The sequence below is a fragment of the Parafrankia irregularis genome, from assembly GCF_001536285.1.
In the GTDB taxonomy this organism is placed as follows: Bacteria; Actinomycetota; Actinomycetes; order Frankiales; family Frankiaceae; genus Parafrankia; species Parafrankia irregularis.
This window is the reverse complement of record NZ_FAOZ01000037.1, coordinates 79971-95038: the sequence shown is the minus strand read 5'-3', so window position 1 is coordinate 95038 and position 15068 is coordinate 79971. Positions and strand designations below refer to the sequence as shown.

Sequence of the window (15068 nt, the reverse complement as noted above, 5' to 3'; positions counted from 1 at the left end):
CTACCGGCGGATCGCCACCCGCCGGGGGAAGCAGCGGGCCCTGGTCGCTGTCATGCACAAGCTCACCGTCGCGATCTGGCATGTCCTGCACGACAGGACCGGACACAAGGACCTCGGCGCCGACTACCACACGAGGAAGAACCCGCAACGCGCGATGCGACGCATGATCCGCGAAGCGAACGCCCTCGGCCTCACCATCCGCTTCGACCCCGCCTGACCGGACCCAGCCCACCCAACCCGCCACAACCAGCCGATCAAGCCCCGACCCGCAGCTCACGTCAGTTTTTCGTGTCAGAAGTGAGGATTCTGGCTGCTGCGACAACCGAGATCCGCACTTCTTGCGGATTGTCAGGCGCCGTCTGTGTCTATCGGTAGGAACTGATGGCGTTGTGTAGCGGTGCGAGATCCTCGGTGGGTCGCCAGGCGGACCCTGGGGCCTAGTCCGGGAGGCGGCGCCGGGCCGCGAAACCGAGGTCGGCCCGGTGGTACCAGGCGAGCTCGGGCTCGCCCTCGATCCAGCAGAGGAGCACGCTCTCGCCGTCGAGGACAGAAGGGAAGTCGATCAGGAGCGGAGCGGCCCCCTTGACCTGGATGCCGTGGGCTGGAAACCAGGCCAGCGCTTCGGACAGCCAGGCCTGCAGGGCCTTCATCTCGGCGAGGCCGCCCTTCGGCGATGACGCGCCTTCGGAGAGGGCCGCGCTGAGCTCCGTGAGATCAGCCCGACGCGCCACGAATTCGGCGGCGCGTTCGTGGATTTCGGGCATCAGGGCACGGGCCTCGTCAACGGAGAAGATCTGGTCCACGTAGCCAAGTCCATCACGTCGCGGCTGGCGCCGAGCCGGTTCGGGGCACTGACCGGCAGGCGCGTCCGGGGGTTGCGGGCGGTGGCGCCGGTCATAGAGCTTCCCGTGGTTCGCCGCGGCCCACCGTGGTCCCTCGTGGTTCGTTGTGGTCCCTCGTGCCGGCCCCGTGGCGAAAGGGCGGATGCCCGCCGATCCGCCGGATTCAGGCGCGGCGCGCCATCTTCAGCGTCTTCTCCAGGTGTTCCCTGTCGGCCTCGGTGGAGCGGCCGTTCGTGGCCACGGCGGGAATCTGGTGCCCACCGCCGAGCACGAGGTCCGTGGTGTGCCGAAGCCCCATGTCCCGCTGCTCGACGTCGAGGATCGCCTCCTCGACCCGGTACAGCTTCTCGATTTTCGCCACCTTCGCCTCGACCTGCGCCGCGACGATCCGCAGCCGTCGCTCCGCCTTCGCGAGGCGCCGCTCCAGCCGCCGGTCGACGAAGTTGGGCATTGGCTCGTCCCGCTCGGTCGGGTCGTGCAGGGACAGCTCGACGACGACCGCCACGAACGGGATCAGCGCGGTGAACAGGATCGCGGGCCCGTCGCTGCCGTCGGTCGCCGCGCCCTGGATTCGGACCATGATTCCCGCGATCGACAGCAGCAGGAAGACGATCGAGGTCAGGGCGAGTGCCAGTGCCGAGGACTGGGTGGTGACGAGCTGCTCGCGGGTCTCGGCATCCACCTTCACGGTGCCGGCGTCCGCGGCCTTGAGTAGCTGGACCTGGGCACGGGCCAGGATCGCACCCTTGATCGCATGGGCGAGCACCATGCCGGCGATGAAGACCGCGATGCCCAGGATGCCGCCCAGGAACCAGCTGACGCCGTAGTCCGCGGCGTCGGTGAGCACACCGTAGGCCTCGGCGAAGACGAAGAAGTCGAGGGAGGCGAGCACGGTGAGGACCAGGGTCCGGATCAGCGGGGCGAACGGCATCAGGGGAATGCGCTCCTGGATGCCGACGGTGCGCCAGAGCCGGCCCTGCTCGACCCGGTTCCTGATCAGCTCGGTTCGCCGCTCACGGCGTTCCGCCCGCGAGTCGATCTCCATCCGAAGCTCGGCGATCAGTTCCTCAAGGGTTCTCGCGTCCGCGCGGACGGCCGCTCGGACCTCCTGGACCTCGGCCTCTTCCAGGCTCTTGAGAACCTTCGGCCGCGTCTCGGCCCCCGCCAGCGCGATATCGGCGTCCCCCACCTGCCGGATGAGCTTCTTGGCGAGACGTCCTGGCCGATTTCCCCTGCGCAGCACCTGAGGGTCTCTCTTTCCGTGTCTTCGTGCGGACGGCCTCGGTGGGCTGGACGGCCTCCCAGTTCCGGTCGGCCGCAGAAATCAGAAAAGAAATCAGAAGTCAGGCGGAGAAGGCTCGGTGGGCCTTTTCCGCCTCACGGTCCACGGTCAGGCGTGCGGCGAGTCCGGGCCGACGACGAGAAAGGCTCAGTCGATGGGGCGGGCAAAGGTCCCTCCCACGAAGCAGAGCATGGCGCAGACGATGCCGAGAACGGAGGCGACCATGGCCTCTCGGGCGCCCTCCGTCTCATCGCCGGCGAAAATCATCGTCAGCACCAGCGTGCCCACCCCGACGACGGCGCCGATAGCGCCGAGCATGAAACGGCGGGCGATGGTCTCCCGGGGCGGCAGGGTGGAGAGCGCGTCAATGGGCGCGATCCGCCCGGCGCGGGCCCGGTTGCCGACCCGGCGGCGGATGTCGCGCAGGCGGAAGGTGTTGCCGGCGATGAAGAAGCTCACCGCGGTGACAATCATCGAGCCGGTCACGGAGACCCGGGCGAACGGCGACGACAGGGTCACCCAGACCCATACCTCCAGGACCGCGAGCAGGACGACGCAGGTCAGGATGACCACCGTCGACCGCATCAGGGCCGGGCTGAAGTGCTGTTCCTCGGGCTCGAACAGGACGCCCATCGGTCGCCTCCTCGCGGTGGTGGCTGTTCCGGCGGTGGCAGCGACGGTGGACGTGTTTCCTGCGTTCCCTGCGTTCCCGGCCGTGGTTCCGGTTCCAGGGGCGGCGGCGCGGGAGGACCTGATACCGGCGGTGAACGCGGCGCCGGCCGGGAGCGGTCCGGTGGTGGTTCCGGCGACGAACGCGGCGCCGGCCGGAAGCGGCCCCGTCGAGGCGATCCCGGTGGAGGTGATCCCGGTGGAGAAGGCGGCTCCGCCCGGCACGGTCGCCGCCGTCCGAGCGGTCGGGCCGGTGGCCGGCCCGGTGTCAGCCGCAGTCACTGCTGATCCGTCGGCACAGCTCACCCTTGAGATAGCGGGCGATGTCCTGTTGTGGTTTGGTCGCGGGGCCGGCGTTCACCCCGATGAAGCGGACCTTGCCATCGGTGATGGGGGTCAGCTGCTGGGCCTCGGGGGAGAAGCAGCGCCGCACCATCGCCTCCGCGATCTGCACCGACGCCTTCTTGCCGTCGACGTTGAGGCAGTCGGAGGCCTCGCCGGAGCCCAGCAGGTCGGTCCAGACCACGACGGTCACCGCGCCGATCCTGGCGCCCGGTGCGGCGCGCAGCGTGGCGATCTCGTCGTTCGTCCCGGACAGCAGCTTGGTGACGCTGCCGGTGGGGCTGACCCGTTCGCTCTGGACGATGTGGTCGACCTCCTCGGTGAGGGCGTCCACCGCGGCGTTGCGGTCCTTCTCCTCGCGGGTGTCGTTGTTCCGGTCGATCTTGAAGAGCGCTCCGCCGTCGAGGCAGTCCGAGCTGGTCAGGCCCGCGTCTCCGCCGCCGCTCGCGAGCAGGCGGATGTACTGGCCCTCCCGCAGCGCCCCTTCGAAGTAGGGGCGCAGGTTCTCGGAGATCCGGGACGCGCTCTCCGCTGAGTTGTCCGAGATATCCAGATAGATCAGCAGCAGCGGGGCGTCGCTCCTGGGCGGGTCGTCCTGGTAGCTGGTGCAGTCGATGGGGCCGTCGGCCTTCTTGCCGAGCATCGTGTCCATCGTCTGGCAGCCGGCCAGCGCGGGCGCGGCGAGCAGCGCCGCGGCGAGCAGGCTGGTCGCCCGCAGCCGGGGCGAGCCCGGTAGCCGGGAGGAGCCTCGCGGCCGGGAGAAGCGCAGGCGGGTCATCCCGGTCACCTCAGCACGATCTCGACCCGGCGCCGGCTGGCGTCGGCAACGTTGTCGGCGGCGCCCGCCTCGCCCTTGGCGACGACCTCGAGCATGGCCGCGGGGATGTCCTGACTCGTGAGGTAGGTCTGGACGGCGACCGCGCGCTCCCGGGAGAGCTCCAGGTTGTGCTCCGTGGAACCCAGGCCGTCGCTGTAGCCGACGACCTGGACCTTCCCGTCGTGCTCGCGGATCTGGGGCACGATGCCGGCGAGCGCCGTGGCCGCCTCGGGGCGCAGGACGTCGCTGTCGGCGTCGAACAGGTAGTCGGCGCTGACCGTCGAGACCCGGCTTCCGTCGGCCTGGGTGATGAAGCTGCTCAGCGGCGGGAGCGGGTCCGCGGACACCGTCGGCGGCACTCTGGTGGCATGCGGGGCGGGGGTGAAGGTGGACGCGGCGGCGTCGTTGGAGCAAGCTGCGGTTAGCCCGAGCAGAGCAGCCAGCGCGAACGGTGCGCATACCGCGAGCCCGGGTAGCCGGCGTCCTGCGGACGCGGCGCGTCCGGCGGTGCGAAGCGCGAGATACACGGTCGGCCCCCAACAGCGAGTGCGGCGCCAACCATAACCGTGTCGATTAGCGCCGCTTCACCCAGGCTTGGGTGTTGTGTCAACAGTGGGGCGAGACCGTTTTGTGTTGACTTCATGGGAGCGCGGTGGGGCTAATCGAAGGTCGGTGCCGCCGGGTGCTGAGGTGAGCTCGAGAAAGTTGGGCTTTCCGGTTCGTGGTGTTCTGTCATGTTTCGGGCACTCGGATACTCGAGCAGTCGGGCACTCGCGGCGTGATGCCCAGCCATGCCGGTGCGGAACACGGCCCGGAGCCGGCGAGGTGGGCACCTCACCGGCTCCGGGGCCGTGCGACGTCGGGACCAGCGACGTAAGGGTCAGCGACGTCAGGGATCAGCGACGTCGAGACGTGTTGACCGCGAAGACCGCCAACGGCGGAATGATCATCGCGGCCGCGGTCATGCCCAGCGCCACCGGAATGGAGTAGAGCCGGACAACCGCGCCGGCCAGCACGAACAGGGTCAGGCACAGTGCCATCGAGATCAGGTACCGGTGCCGTGCCCGCCGGCTCGGGCTCCAGGCCGTCGCCTCGTCGTCCGACCAGGCGGCCCAGATGTCGGGCTGGTCCGACTGCCAGACCGTGCTGTCCGCCGACTGCGCGCGTCGGCGCGAGCGTCGCCGCCCGCTGGTGGCGCCCCGGTGTTCGGGCTCGTCCAGGTTCTCCTGGCCGCCCAGGGTGCCGTCGGCGCCGCCGAAGGGCCCTGAGCCGGCCCCGCGTGACCCTGAGCTCGCCCCGGCGGCCCCAGCGGCTCCGGCCCAGGCGTCGGGTGAGCCCGCGCCCGGCGCCGGAGCGCCCGATCCGCCGGCCTGGGCCTGGCCCGGGGCCGTGGCATCCGGCCGGCCCGAGCGCCCGGACGGATCCGGGGCTGCCGAGCCCGCCCGCCCGCCGGAACCGGTCCGTTCGCCGGGCGCGCCCCGTCCCTGCGGCGAACGGTTGCCACCGGAACGGCCCGGCTCGTCGTAGGCGTCGAGCAGGTGGGCGAGCCACAGATCATGGGCACGCCGCATACCGGGATCAGAAAGCACCCGATATGCCGCGTTTACCCGAAGGAATGCACGTTGGGATCCGCCGGCATCCGGATGAGCGCGTTTCACCACGCGGCGATAGGCAGCGTGGACTTCCTCGTCCGAAGCCGTTGGTGCGATCCCGAGCACCTCGTACATCGAGGCCCGCAAGTACTGGGCCGACTGGCTTTTTGGCGTATCACGCATGGCGATCACCTCCCGGCGCCCGTGCATTGGGGCGTCGCGTCGACCTGAACCCCACCGTAGGCCGGATCTCGCGGATCGGCCCGTCCCAGTCGCGGTGAGCGACGCCACGGATAGCCCGAAGGTCGGTCGCCGTCAGTGCGGCTTGGCCGTGACGAAGATCGATGTGGAGGGAACGAACTGCCCTCGAAGGGGGCCCCACTGGCCCCACACCTGGTCGTGCCCCTCAGGCCATTCCGGCTCGATGACATCGACTAGTACCAGGCCAGCGGCAACGATCTCCCGGATCCGGTCGCCCATCGTCCGGTGTGCCTCTATATAGAGCGGTTCACCTGCGGCGGAATGCTCCGTATACGCGCGACGATCGAAGTAACTGTGGAAGACGACTAGCCCGTTAGCGTCGGGGGCATCCGGCAGACACCACACGAAGGGGTGGGTGGTGGAGAAGATCCACCGGCCTCCCGGCCGCAGAACCCGGGCGGCCTCCCGCATCAGCGCCAGGCTGTCGGCGACGAACGGGACGGCGCCGAACGCCGAACAGGCGATGTCGATGCTCTCCGAGCGGACCGGGAGAGTGATCGCGTCCGCCTGGACGAGCGGAACCGGCACTCCGGTGTCTTCGTTCAGCCGGCGTGCCTGGGCCAGCTGGCCCGCGGAGAGGTCGGTGGCGATCACGGTCGCGCCCTGGGTGGCCAGCCACCGCGCGCACTGGGCCCCGCCGCAGCCGATCTCCAGCACGACCCGGCCGGAGACGTCGCCCAGCAGCCGTACGTCGGACTCGCGAAGTCCCTCCGGGCACCAGCAGAAGTCGACGTCGCCGAGGAACTCGCCGTGCTCGGCGTAGTAGGCGGGGGCCTCGTTGTCCCAGTAGTGCCGGCTGGCGGCCCTGGCGTCCTCCGAGTCCATCTCGGTGTAGCCGTAGGAGGGGTCGGTCGGAATGGTCACGGCGGCAATGGTCGCACCACCCGGCCGGAGCAGGGCCGCCGCCGGCTGCGGTCAGGCGCCAGCCGCGGTCAGGCGCAGGTGTGGGTGACCGCGGTGCCGATCACCGCGCGGTTCTCCACGATGCTCACCGGGGTGTAGACGACGGTGCCGCTGCCCTCGCGGTCGACCAGGCGTCCCCGCCGGCTCTCACCGACCTCCCTGGCGCGGCCCTTCAGGGAGTCCAGGCCGACCTCGCGGTCAGCCGGACCGAACGGGCCGGTACCCACCAGGCCGGCCTGCTGCGGCGCCTGTGTGGCGTACACCCGGACGACGCAGCCGGGCACCGTCGTCCAGCGCAGCACCGTTCCGCCGAGGGTGTCGCGGGCCTCCAGGTCCACGACCGCGCGCGGCCGGGCGATGACCTTGGCGGCGACCTCGGTGAAGGTCTCGGGCCGCAGCCCGTCCGACTCCTCGCCGGCGGCGACCCAGACGCGGTACCGGTAGACGGCGCCGGCCTGCACGTCGCTGTCCACGAAGCTGCCCTTGAAACCGCGGTAGCGGCGCATCGCACCCCGGACGGACGACGTCTCGTCGTGGGTCCGTTCGATGATCACCTCGTCGTGACCGGGCATCAGACGCCACGAGAGGGCCACCGCGTCGTCGGTCATGTCGGCGCGCAGGGCGGTGACCGGGGGAAGCACCGTCCGCACCGGGCTACGGGCCGCCGCGGACCTGGCCGCGCCCGCGCTGCGCGGGCCGACCGCGACCACCTCGTGCCAGACCTGGACGCCCTTGGGGACGCCCGCGTCGAACAGCTCCGTAGCGGAGGTGATCCCGAGGCTGCGCTCCCGGCGGCCGCTGTCGGCCTCGGGGGCGGCGACCACGCGCACCACCCGATAGCTCTCGGCGCCGGGCGAGGCCGTCCAGGCGATCAGCAAGGCGCCGTCCTGTTCGACGACGGTCACTTCGGCCGGCGGCGGTGGCGCTCCATCGGCCGGGCTGGGTCTGGCGTCCGTGCTGGGGCTGCTGGCCGTGCCGGGTCTGCCGGCCGTGCTGGGGCTGCCGGTGGGCCGTGGAGCGGAGCTGTCGGCAGGGGCGGCAGGCCGTGAAGCGGGGCGCGCGAGGGTGGTGGGCGCGTCCGGATCCGGCAGCGTCGGTGGGAGCCGTGACGCCGGGGTGTCGTCGGCTCGGGCGCGCCAGCCCAGACCGTCCACGCGGACCACGGAACCGCCGCCACCTGGCTGCCCAGGCTCGTCCGCCGCCGCCGGGGTCGGTGCCGGAGCCGGTGCCGACTGGCCGGCACCGCCGAGGACGGCTGTCCCGGTCCGGGAGCCGACGCCGCCCGACAGAGCGCCTAGCGCGATCGTGCCGGTCGCCTCCATGGCCGGCCTCGCGTCGGCGAGCTCGCCGAGCATCGACCGGGCCGCGCCGGCCGGGAGCCGCCGCTGTGGTTCCTTCTCCAACAGGCCGGTCAGGACGCCCGCCAGCGGACCGGCGAGTCGCATGGGTGTCGGCGGATGGAGCAGTACGGACGTCAACATGGCGCCGAAGCTCTCCCGCTCGAACGGGGGATGGCCCTCGACGGCGAAATACAGTGTTCCGCCCAGACTGAACAGATCGGCTTCGAACGTGGCCGGAGAGTTGTTCAGTCGTTCCGGCGCCATGTACAGCGGCGTGCCGAGCACTCCGGTCACGGTCAGTGTCGGATCGCCGTCGCCGGTTGCGATACCGAAGTCGGTGAGCACCACCCGTCCGTCCGTGCCGATGAGGATGTTGGACGGCTTCACGTCGCGGTGCACGATTCCGCGGTCGCGGGCGGCGAGCAGCGCGTCGATGACGGCGACGCCGATCTGGGCGACCGCCGGCACCGGCAGCGGCCCGGAGTCACGCACCATCTCGAACAGCGACCGCGACGGCACCAGCTCCATGACGATCCACGGCAGGCCGTTCTCCAGGACGACGTCCAGGATGGTCACCACATGTGGGTGGCCGCGCAGCTTGGCGGCGTGCCGGGCTTCGCGCATCGCGCGTTCCACCCGTTCGGCCCGCTCGTCGCTCGGCACACCGCCGGCGAACTCCATCTCCTTGAGCGCGACCTCGGTCTCCAGGACCTCGTCGAAGGCACGCCAGACCGTCCCCATCGCGCCTGCTCCGAGCCGTGCGACAAGCCGGTAGCGTCCCGCGACGAACCGTGCACGTTCCGGACCGACTGCCACCTGACCCCCTCGGCCCCACACATCACCGTGGCCAGCATCTCAGGCGACTGTTGGCAACGGGACACCGAGGACGGATCGCCGACAGCGAGCTTTTCCATCTCACGATGCGCGGTCAGGCCACCGCAGGTTGGAGCCGACGATGAAAGGCGCAATCTCCGTCGGTCCTCCGCCGGATCAGCCGCGCAGAAGCCACAACTCCACACCGTCGACCTGCTTCGGCGGTGTGCCCACGATGCCGGTCATCAGCCTGGACAGCTCGGCGCGCCGCGGCGTCGGCCCCAGGATGACCGCCTCCGGCGCGAGTTGGGCGAACGTGCTGCGCACGGCGGGATCCGCGAGCGCGGCGTCGGCGTCCGCCCGGCCCTGCTCGACGGCCACCAGGGCGCTGTTCAAGGGGTCCGTCCACGCGTTGAACACGGCGCGGCCGTCCGGGCCCGGGATGGTGCAGTAGCAGCCGGGCAGGCGGAAGCGGTAGTGCGCCTCGGCCTGCCACAGCATGGCCTCGGTCCGGGACGGATAGGGGTAGGGCAGCACGAGCGCCGTCGCGCCTTCGGGAACGGCCTCCACCGCGGCACCGGTGAAGAAGGCGGGCGTGACCGCGGCCGTCGTCACGTGGGCGCGTGGCAGCAGCGGCACCACGACGGTCACGGCGGCCAGGACGGCCATGACGAGCCTGGTGCGGCCGGTGCGGCCGGCGAGAGCCGCGCTGATCGTTCCCGGTCGGCCGGCCCCTCGCCACGAGGTTTCCTGACCGGCGGTGCCTCGCCGGGGGGCGCGATGGCGCGGGGTGCGCTGTGTGTGCGGGGCGAGCTGTGTATGCGGAGTGCGCTGTGTGTGCGGGGCGTGCCGAGTATGCGGGGCGTGCAGGGCGTGTGGCGCGGACCCTGGCTGCCGGGCGCCGGGGCGTGTAGCCGTGGCGGCCCGGTGCAGGCCGGTCGCGACGACGATCCCGACGAACATCATCAGATAGAGCGCGAAGCGGGACGGAAGCGCGCTGTTGATGACCGGCGCGTCTTCCAGGGCGAGCCAGGGCAGTGGAATGCCGGTGATCCGGCCGTCCACGTGCAGGTGGCCGCCGAGGGAGAGCACCGCCGTCACCACCGCAAGTGGAGCGAACAGGGCCACAAGAGGATCACGCCGTAGCCGGATGGCCACGGCAGCCGCAACGAGAACCAGCGGGAGGCCGAGGTAGCCGGTCACCTCCACCGCGTTGCCGGTGAACCGCGCGCTGTGCCGCAGCGCGATGTCGGGTGCGACAAGCTGGGCGGGGGTCGGCGTGACGAAGGTCAGCAGGTCCGACACGGCGACGTTGTGTGGCTGGATGTTGCCGTGGACCCGAAGCGGGCCCAGGAACTGGACGGCCAGCGGCCACAGCAGCAGCGTCGCGGCGACGGCCGCGCAGACAACCAGGCCGCGCGCGAGCGCCCCGGCGCGGGCCCATGCGACGTCGTGGTGCAGGAGCGCCGCGATGACCAGGCCCGCTCCGCCCATCAGGGCCGACGTCGCCAAGATCTCCTCGGAGATCAGGGCCTGGGCGGCGACCGCGAGCCCGAGCAGGGCTCCCGTGCGGACCGGCGGGCGCCCCCGCACCACCAGGTCGTCGAGCAGCGCGAGCAGCAGCGGTGGGAAGACCGCGAAGGTGAGGTGCAGATGGCCGTAGGACTCGCCGATCATGTACGGCCCGAACCCGTAGAGCAGGCCGGCCAGCGCGGCGGCCGGCGCGGACAGCCAGCGCAGCAGCACCCGGAACAGCGTGAACGCCGACAGCGCCGGTGCCAGTGTCAGCAGAAGGTTGAGGGAGACGACCGGGCCGAACAGCGCGGTCACCGGCGCGACGAGCAGCCCGAGGAGCGGAACGGGCGTGCTCCAGAGGATGTTGGTGCCGGTGGGAGCATTCAGATGGGACGTGACGAACGGGTCCAGGCCGGACGTGAGTGCGTGCGGGATCCAGCCGAGATACCACGCGAAAAGCACCGAGTCGCTCTCGCCGTAGAGCACGCCGCCGGGCTCCGCCCACGCCGCCCGGAAGATCAGGACCGCGAGCGCGAGGTACCCGGCGAGAACGGCGAGCGATCTGGGAACCCGGTGCAGGGCCCGGCTTGGACCGGCCGCGGATGTCAGAGGGCTGCCGGCCTCGCCGGGCCCGCCCGTCCCAGCCGTTCCATCCGTCCCATCCGTCCCGGCGGGGCCGGCGGGAGGAGCGGCCGGCCGGACGGCCTGGGACGCCGGATCCGCGCAGGTTGCCACACCGTTCCCCCCTCAGCACGGACGGACGTAGCCGATCGCGGGCCGATCTGCGGCTGAAGCGGCATGTCTACACCTGAGGCGCTATGCGCCCTGATCCATCCGATGTACGTGGAATAGACCCTAATGCTTACTGTGGGTCCGATGCGGAGGCGGCTGGTCGCCCTGTTCGTCCCATTCGGCGACGAGTGCCGACCACCTGCGATAGCGCGCGACCGAGTAACGCGGAGAAACCCGGCCGCGCGGATCGAAGACCGCGACGGGGTACCCGCGCTCGGCGCGGTAACCGCGCTCCGCGATGATCACGCGACCGCCCAGCCGGGCCACGCCGACCACGCAGGGGTACCTCGTCCACCGTGGCCGGCGGGCCGCCGCGAGCAGTGCGGAGTTGCGCCAGGCGTAGAGGCCGCACACGCAGTCATCGGCCGGTGTCCGCTCGTGTGGAGCCTGCCGGCCCGTCTCGGTGCGCAGGCAACACGCCTCGGTCAGGCCGTCGGGGCGCCATAGCAGCAGGCCTGTGGGGAACGGTGACCACGGGGTCCAGGCGGGGCGCAGCAGGCCGTCGCCGTCCACGGCCCACTGGCGCCACCCGAGCAGGCTCACGCGGGCGCCGGCTCGACCGCGGGCTCGACGGGTTCGACGGGTTCGGCTGGCTGAGCTGGTTCGGCGGGTTCGGGCCGGGCCGGGACGTGCACGGGAGCCGTCAGCGGCTCCTCGTCTGGAAATCCGATCGGTTCGTCCTCGACGATGCGTTCTGGCTTGCCGACGTCGCCCATTCATGGAACGGTCCCGGGCCGCCTCGGTGGGGTCAATGCCCCGATTTGCCCAAGCGGGGCCAGTCCTCGCGGGGAGTGGTCGGCCACCCGTCCGTCCTGTCCGGCTCGGCCGTCCTGCCCCGCTCGTCTGCCCGGCTCGCCTTGACCCGGTTCACGTTGACTCGTTCACTTTGACCCGTTCGCCGTGGCTGCCCGTGGGCCGGCTGGCCGTCCTGTGCGCGGGGTCCGCCATAAGGTGCTTGTATGAAGATCCGTATCGGGATCGGCTTCGCCTCGGTGTCCGGCGGGGAGTTCGCCGAGCGTGTCGATGCGATGGAGAAGCTCGGCCTGGACTCGCTCTGGCTGTCCGAGCAGCTCTCCACCGTCGCTGTCGACCCGCTCGCGGGCATGGCCTACGCGCTGGGACGCACCAGCACTCTCAAGGTGGGAACCAGCGTCGCGGTGCTTCCCGGGCGCAATCCCGTGCTGCTCGCCAAGCAGCTCGCCACGATGGCAGCGCTGGCTCCGCGGCGGGTTCTGCCCGTGCTGGGGCTCGGCCCCGCCCGGGCCGCCGACAGGTCCGCGTTCCCGGTGCCCGCCGGGCGGCGGGGGGCGGTGTTCGACGAGGCGCTGCTGCTGGTGCGGCGGCTGCTGGTCGAGGAGTCCGTGACCTTCCACGGTGAGTTCTTCGACGTCACCGATCTCGGTATCGGTGACCGCCCGCCCCGCCCACTCGACATCTGGCTCGGCGGTGCGGCACCGGCGGCCCTGCGTCGCATCGGCCGCCTCGGCGACGGATGGCTGGCCAGCCTGATCGATCCGGCGGAGGCCGCCGCCGGTATCTCGGCGATCAACGCCGCGGCCGCGGCGGCGGGCCGGGAGATCGACCCCGAGCACTTCGGGCTCAGCCTGCGCGTCGCGTTCGGCGAGCTGTCGGCGTCGACCGTGGAGGCGCTGCGGGCTCGGCGGCCCGACAGCGACCCGGCCGAGCTCGTGCCGCTGGGCTGGGCCGCGGCGCGGGATCTCATCGCGAGGTATGTGGCGGCCGGGGTGAGCAAGTTCGTCATCTACCCGGCGATCGGGCCGGCCGGCTGGCCGGAGTTCCTCGACGGCTTCGTCCGCGAGCTGGGGCCGCTGCAGACCTGACCCATCCGGGTGGCCAGAGCCGGCTGCCCGGCTGCCCGGCTCGAGGCAGCGAGGCAGCGAAGCAGCTCGAAGATCGGCCGATGGCCCGGCTTGGCGAGTCGCAAGAGTGAATGATTTTGGTCGTGTCAACGACCGAAATCCTCACTTCTTGCGGGTCGCCAGGCGAGCCTGCGCCCCTTTTGCCCCTCTTGAGGTGAACTGTCAGTGCTGCGTGTCGGTGCGGGATCCTCGACTGGTGGCCGTGCGGGGGTGGGGTTCGCGTTCCGTCGGCGTGGCTCCGTCAAGCCCCGACCGGCGGCCCGGATCCGCCGCGTCTCAGGATTCTGCTGCAGGCTCGGTGGTCTGGGGTCTGGGTCTGGGGCGAGCAAGATCCTCAGATCCTGCTCGGTCCTGCTCGGGAGCGGTGGCCGCGCTCGCCGGTCGCTCGCCGGTCAGATGACGGTGATTCCGCCGTCGACGACGAGCGTCTGGCCGGTGACGTAGCTGCCGGCGTCGGAGGCGAGGAAGACCAGCGCGGCGGTCAGCTCCTCGACCTCGCCGAACCGCCCCGCGAGGATGCGTGACTCCCGCTCCTCCACATATCCGGGCTGGTAGAGGTCGGTCATCTCCGTCCTGAAGAAGCCGGGCGCCAGGGCGTTGACCCGGATCCCACGCCGCGCGGTCCACTGCTGGGCCAGGTCGCGGGTCAGGCCGATCAGGCCGGCCTTGCTGGCCGAGTAGGCGGCCTGGGGGAGCCCGCCGCTCTTGAGGCCGAGCACGCTGGAGATGTTCACGATGCTGCTGCCGGGCTGCATGACCCGGCCGGCGGCCTGAGCCATCCAGTAGCAGCCGTTGAGGTTGACGTCGATGACGGAACGGAACTGCTCCGGAGTCTCCCGCGTCGCCGGGGCCGCCCAACCCAGACCTGCGTTGTTGACCAGGATGTCAACCCGCCCAAAGGTGGTCATCGCCTCGTCCACGAGACGTTGACAGGCGGCGGGGTCGGCGACGTCCGTACCGACGCAGACGGCCCGGCGACCTTCCTTCTCCACCAGCGCCGCGGTGGCTGCCAGTCGGTCCGTGCGCCGCGCGCCGAGGGCGAGGTCGGCACCGGCCTCGGCGAGGCCACGGGCGAATCCGACCCCGAGGCCCGAGGAAGCACCGGTGAGCACGGCGACCTTGCCGTCAAGACGGAATCTGTCCAGCACTGACATGTCAGTTCCTCGCTTCCGGTGTTCGGAGCTGGCCCGCAGCGTGAACGGCACTTCGTCGGGTGGCTGGGCCACTCCGTGGAGCCACCGATTCTCGGCGTCCGCGCCGCCCACGCGCGACTGATTCGTGTACCACCCGCGACCGATCCGAGTACAGGCCGCCGGGGCGGGCAGAATCCCGGGACGGAAACCGGCCTCATGGTGCGAGTGGACCAAGCGGCCAGCCGGCTACGCCGAACAGCGGTGTCGCGCACCCCAGGGGGCGGTCGGAGGAAAAAGGATCCTGCTTGCCACTTCCCCTTTGTGACGTCACACATCACAATCTGGCCATCATTCTTGGTCGAGTTGGCGGCCGAGTAGGCGTCGGTGGAGGAGGAGCCGTGGAGCAGGCGGAAGGACGTCGACTCGCCACGCGGACGACGTCGGGCAGTCATGTGATCGTGGGCCTTCGCGCCGGAGACGCCGGAGATCTCGCCGATGTCCTGCTGGCGGCGGAGCTCGCGGCACGGATGGGTTCCCGGCTGGTCGTCGTGGCCGTGCGTGACCGGTGGTCGCGGTGGGCCCGCTGGTCCACGGGCATGTACGGGGCGTTCGGGATGGAAGGCGTCGCGTACGCCTCCCGCAACGCCGAGCAGGAGGTCGACGACGAGTTCCAGCAGCGGGTCGCGGACGTCGTCAGCCTCGTCAACGTCGAGTGGACCCTGGAGTGGGTCAGCGGCTCGTGTGAACGTGCCGCGATGCGCTACGCCCGGCGTAACCCGACCGCGCTCGTGATGTTCCGGCCGCCCTCCGGGCGTTGACGGGGGCTGGTGCTGGCGGGCTGGTGGGCTGAGCCGGCCCGCCACCGGTTCCCGTCCGGAGGCCGGGCG

The 15068-nt window shown here is 71.1% G+C and carries 14 protein-coding genes and 1 pseudogene; 3 read left to right on the top strand and 12 right to left on the bottom strand.

Annotated features, from left to right (window positions below):
- Nucleotides 1-217 (top strand): annotated as a pseudogene (locus AWX74_RS40395) (IS110 family transposase); the annotation flags it as partial.
- Nucleotides 218-437: 220 nt separating this feature from the next.
- Here AWX74_RS40395 and AWX74_RS33785 read toward each other — a convergent pair.
- The 11 genes from AWX74_RS33785 to AWX74_RS40390 all read right to left on the bottom strand — a co-directional run bounded on the left by AWX74_RS33785 (nucleotide 438) and on the right by AWX74_RS40390 (nucleotide 11884).
- Nucleotides 438-803: a DUF2203 domain-containing protein gene (locus AWX74_RS33785; RefSeq protein ID WP_006540000.1), complete on the bottom strand. Its 366-nt coding sequence runs from the start codon at nucleotides 801-803 to the stop codon at nucleotides 438-440.
- Between the two features lie 202 nt (nucleotides 804-1005).
- Nucleotides 1006-2085: a hypothetical protein gene (locus AWX74_RS33780; RefSeq protein WP_006540001.1), complete on the bottom strand. Its 1080-nt coding sequence runs from the start codon at nucleotides 2083-2085 to the stop codon at nucleotides 1006-1008.
- Between the two features lie 186 nt (nucleotides 2086-2271).
- Nucleotides 2272-3075 carry a hypothetical protein gene (locus AWX74_RS41745; protein ID WP_226931089.1) on the bottom strand — a complete coding sequence of 268 codons (804 nt, stop codon included), beginning with the start codon at nucleotides 3073-3075 and terminating at the stop codon, nucleotides 2272-2274.
- The gene (locus AWX74_RS33770; protein ID WP_091284943.1) at nucleotides 3062-3913 is read right to left on the bottom strand and encodes a hypothetical protein; all 852 of its coding nucleotides are present in this window, start codon (nucleotides 3911-3913) and stop codon (nucleotides 3062-3064) included. Before AWX74_RS33770 ends, AWX74_RS41745 begins: the two co-directional genes overlap by 14 nt.
- Nucleotides 3914-3918: 5 nt before the next feature.
- Nucleotides 3919-4479 carry an OmpA family protein gene (locus tag AWX74_RS33765; RefSeq protein WP_006540004.1) on the bottom strand — a complete coding sequence of 187 codons (561 nt, stop codon included), beginning with the start codon at nucleotides 4477-4479 and terminating at the stop codon, nucleotides 3919-3921.
- A 369-nt stretch (nucleotides 4480-4848) separates the two neighbouring features.
- The gene (locus AWX74_RS33760) at nucleotides 4849-5679 is read right to left on the bottom strand and encodes a DnaJ domain-containing protein (protein ID WP_226932356.1); all 831 of its coding nucleotides are present in this window, start codon (nucleotides 5677-5679) and stop codon (nucleotides 4849-4851) included.
- Between the two features lie 180 nt (nucleotides 5680-5859).
- Entirely contained in the window at nucleotides 5860-6630 is a 771-nt protein-coding gene (locus AWX74_RS33755; protein WP_054568571.1) for a class I SAM-dependent methyltransferase, read from the bottom strand.
- Nucleotides 6631-6737: 107 nt separating this feature from the next.
- Nucleotides 6738-8864, bottom strand: coding sequence for a serine/threonine-protein kinase (locus tag AWX74_RS33750; RefSeq protein WP_091284940.1), 2127 nt, complete (start codon nucleotides 8862-8864; stop codon nucleotides 6738-6740).
- Between the two features lie 174 nt (nucleotides 8865-9038).
- Nucleotides 9039-11111: a hypothetical protein gene (locus AWX74_RS33745; RefSeq protein WP_091284937.1), complete on the bottom strand. Its 2073-nt coding sequence runs from the start codon at nucleotides 11109-11111 to the stop codon at nucleotides 9039-9041.
- A gap of 120 nt (nucleotides 11112-11231) precedes the next feature.
- Nucleotides 11232-11711: a hypothetical protein gene (locus AWX74_RS33740; protein ID WP_091284934.1), complete on the bottom strand. Its 480-nt coding sequence runs from the start codon at nucleotides 11709-11711 to the stop codon at nucleotides 11232-11234.
- Complete coding sequence (locus AWX74_RS40390; RefSeq protein ID WP_165615902.1) at nucleotides 11708-11884, bottom strand: hypothetical protein; 177 nt, start codon at nucleotides 11882-11884, stop codon at nucleotides 11708-11710. Before AWX74_RS40390 ends, AWX74_RS33740 begins: the two co-directional genes overlap by 4 nt.
- 243 nt (nucleotides 11885-12127) lie before the next feature.
- Between AWX74_RS40390 and AWX74_RS33735 the strand changes: the two genes are divergently transcribed.
- Nucleotides 12128-13009 carry a TIGR03854 family LLM class F420-dependent oxidoreductase gene (locus AWX74_RS33735; protein WP_091284931.1) on the top strand — a complete coding sequence of 294 codons (882 nt, stop codon included), beginning with the start codon at nucleotides 12128-12130 and terminating at the stop codon, nucleotides 13007-13009.
- 431 nt (nucleotides 13010-13440) lie between these two features.
- Here the strand turns inward: AWX74_RS33735 and AWX74_RS33730 are convergent, their stop codons facing one another.
- Nucleotides 13441-14202, bottom strand: coding sequence for an SDR family NAD(P)-dependent oxidoreductase (locus tag AWX74_RS33730; protein WP_091284973.1), 762 nt, complete (start codon nucleotides 14200-14202; stop codon nucleotides 13441-13443).
- A gap of 377 nt (nucleotides 14203-14579) precedes the next feature.
- Between AWX74_RS33730 and AWX74_RS33725 the strand changes: the two genes are divergently transcribed.
- Nucleotides 14580-14999, top strand: a complete 420-nt coding sequence (locus AWX74_RS33725; protein ID WP_006540014.1) for a hypothetical protein — start codon at nucleotides 14580-14582, stop codon at nucleotides 14997-14999.
- Nucleotides 15000-15068 lie beyond the last annotated feature (69 nt).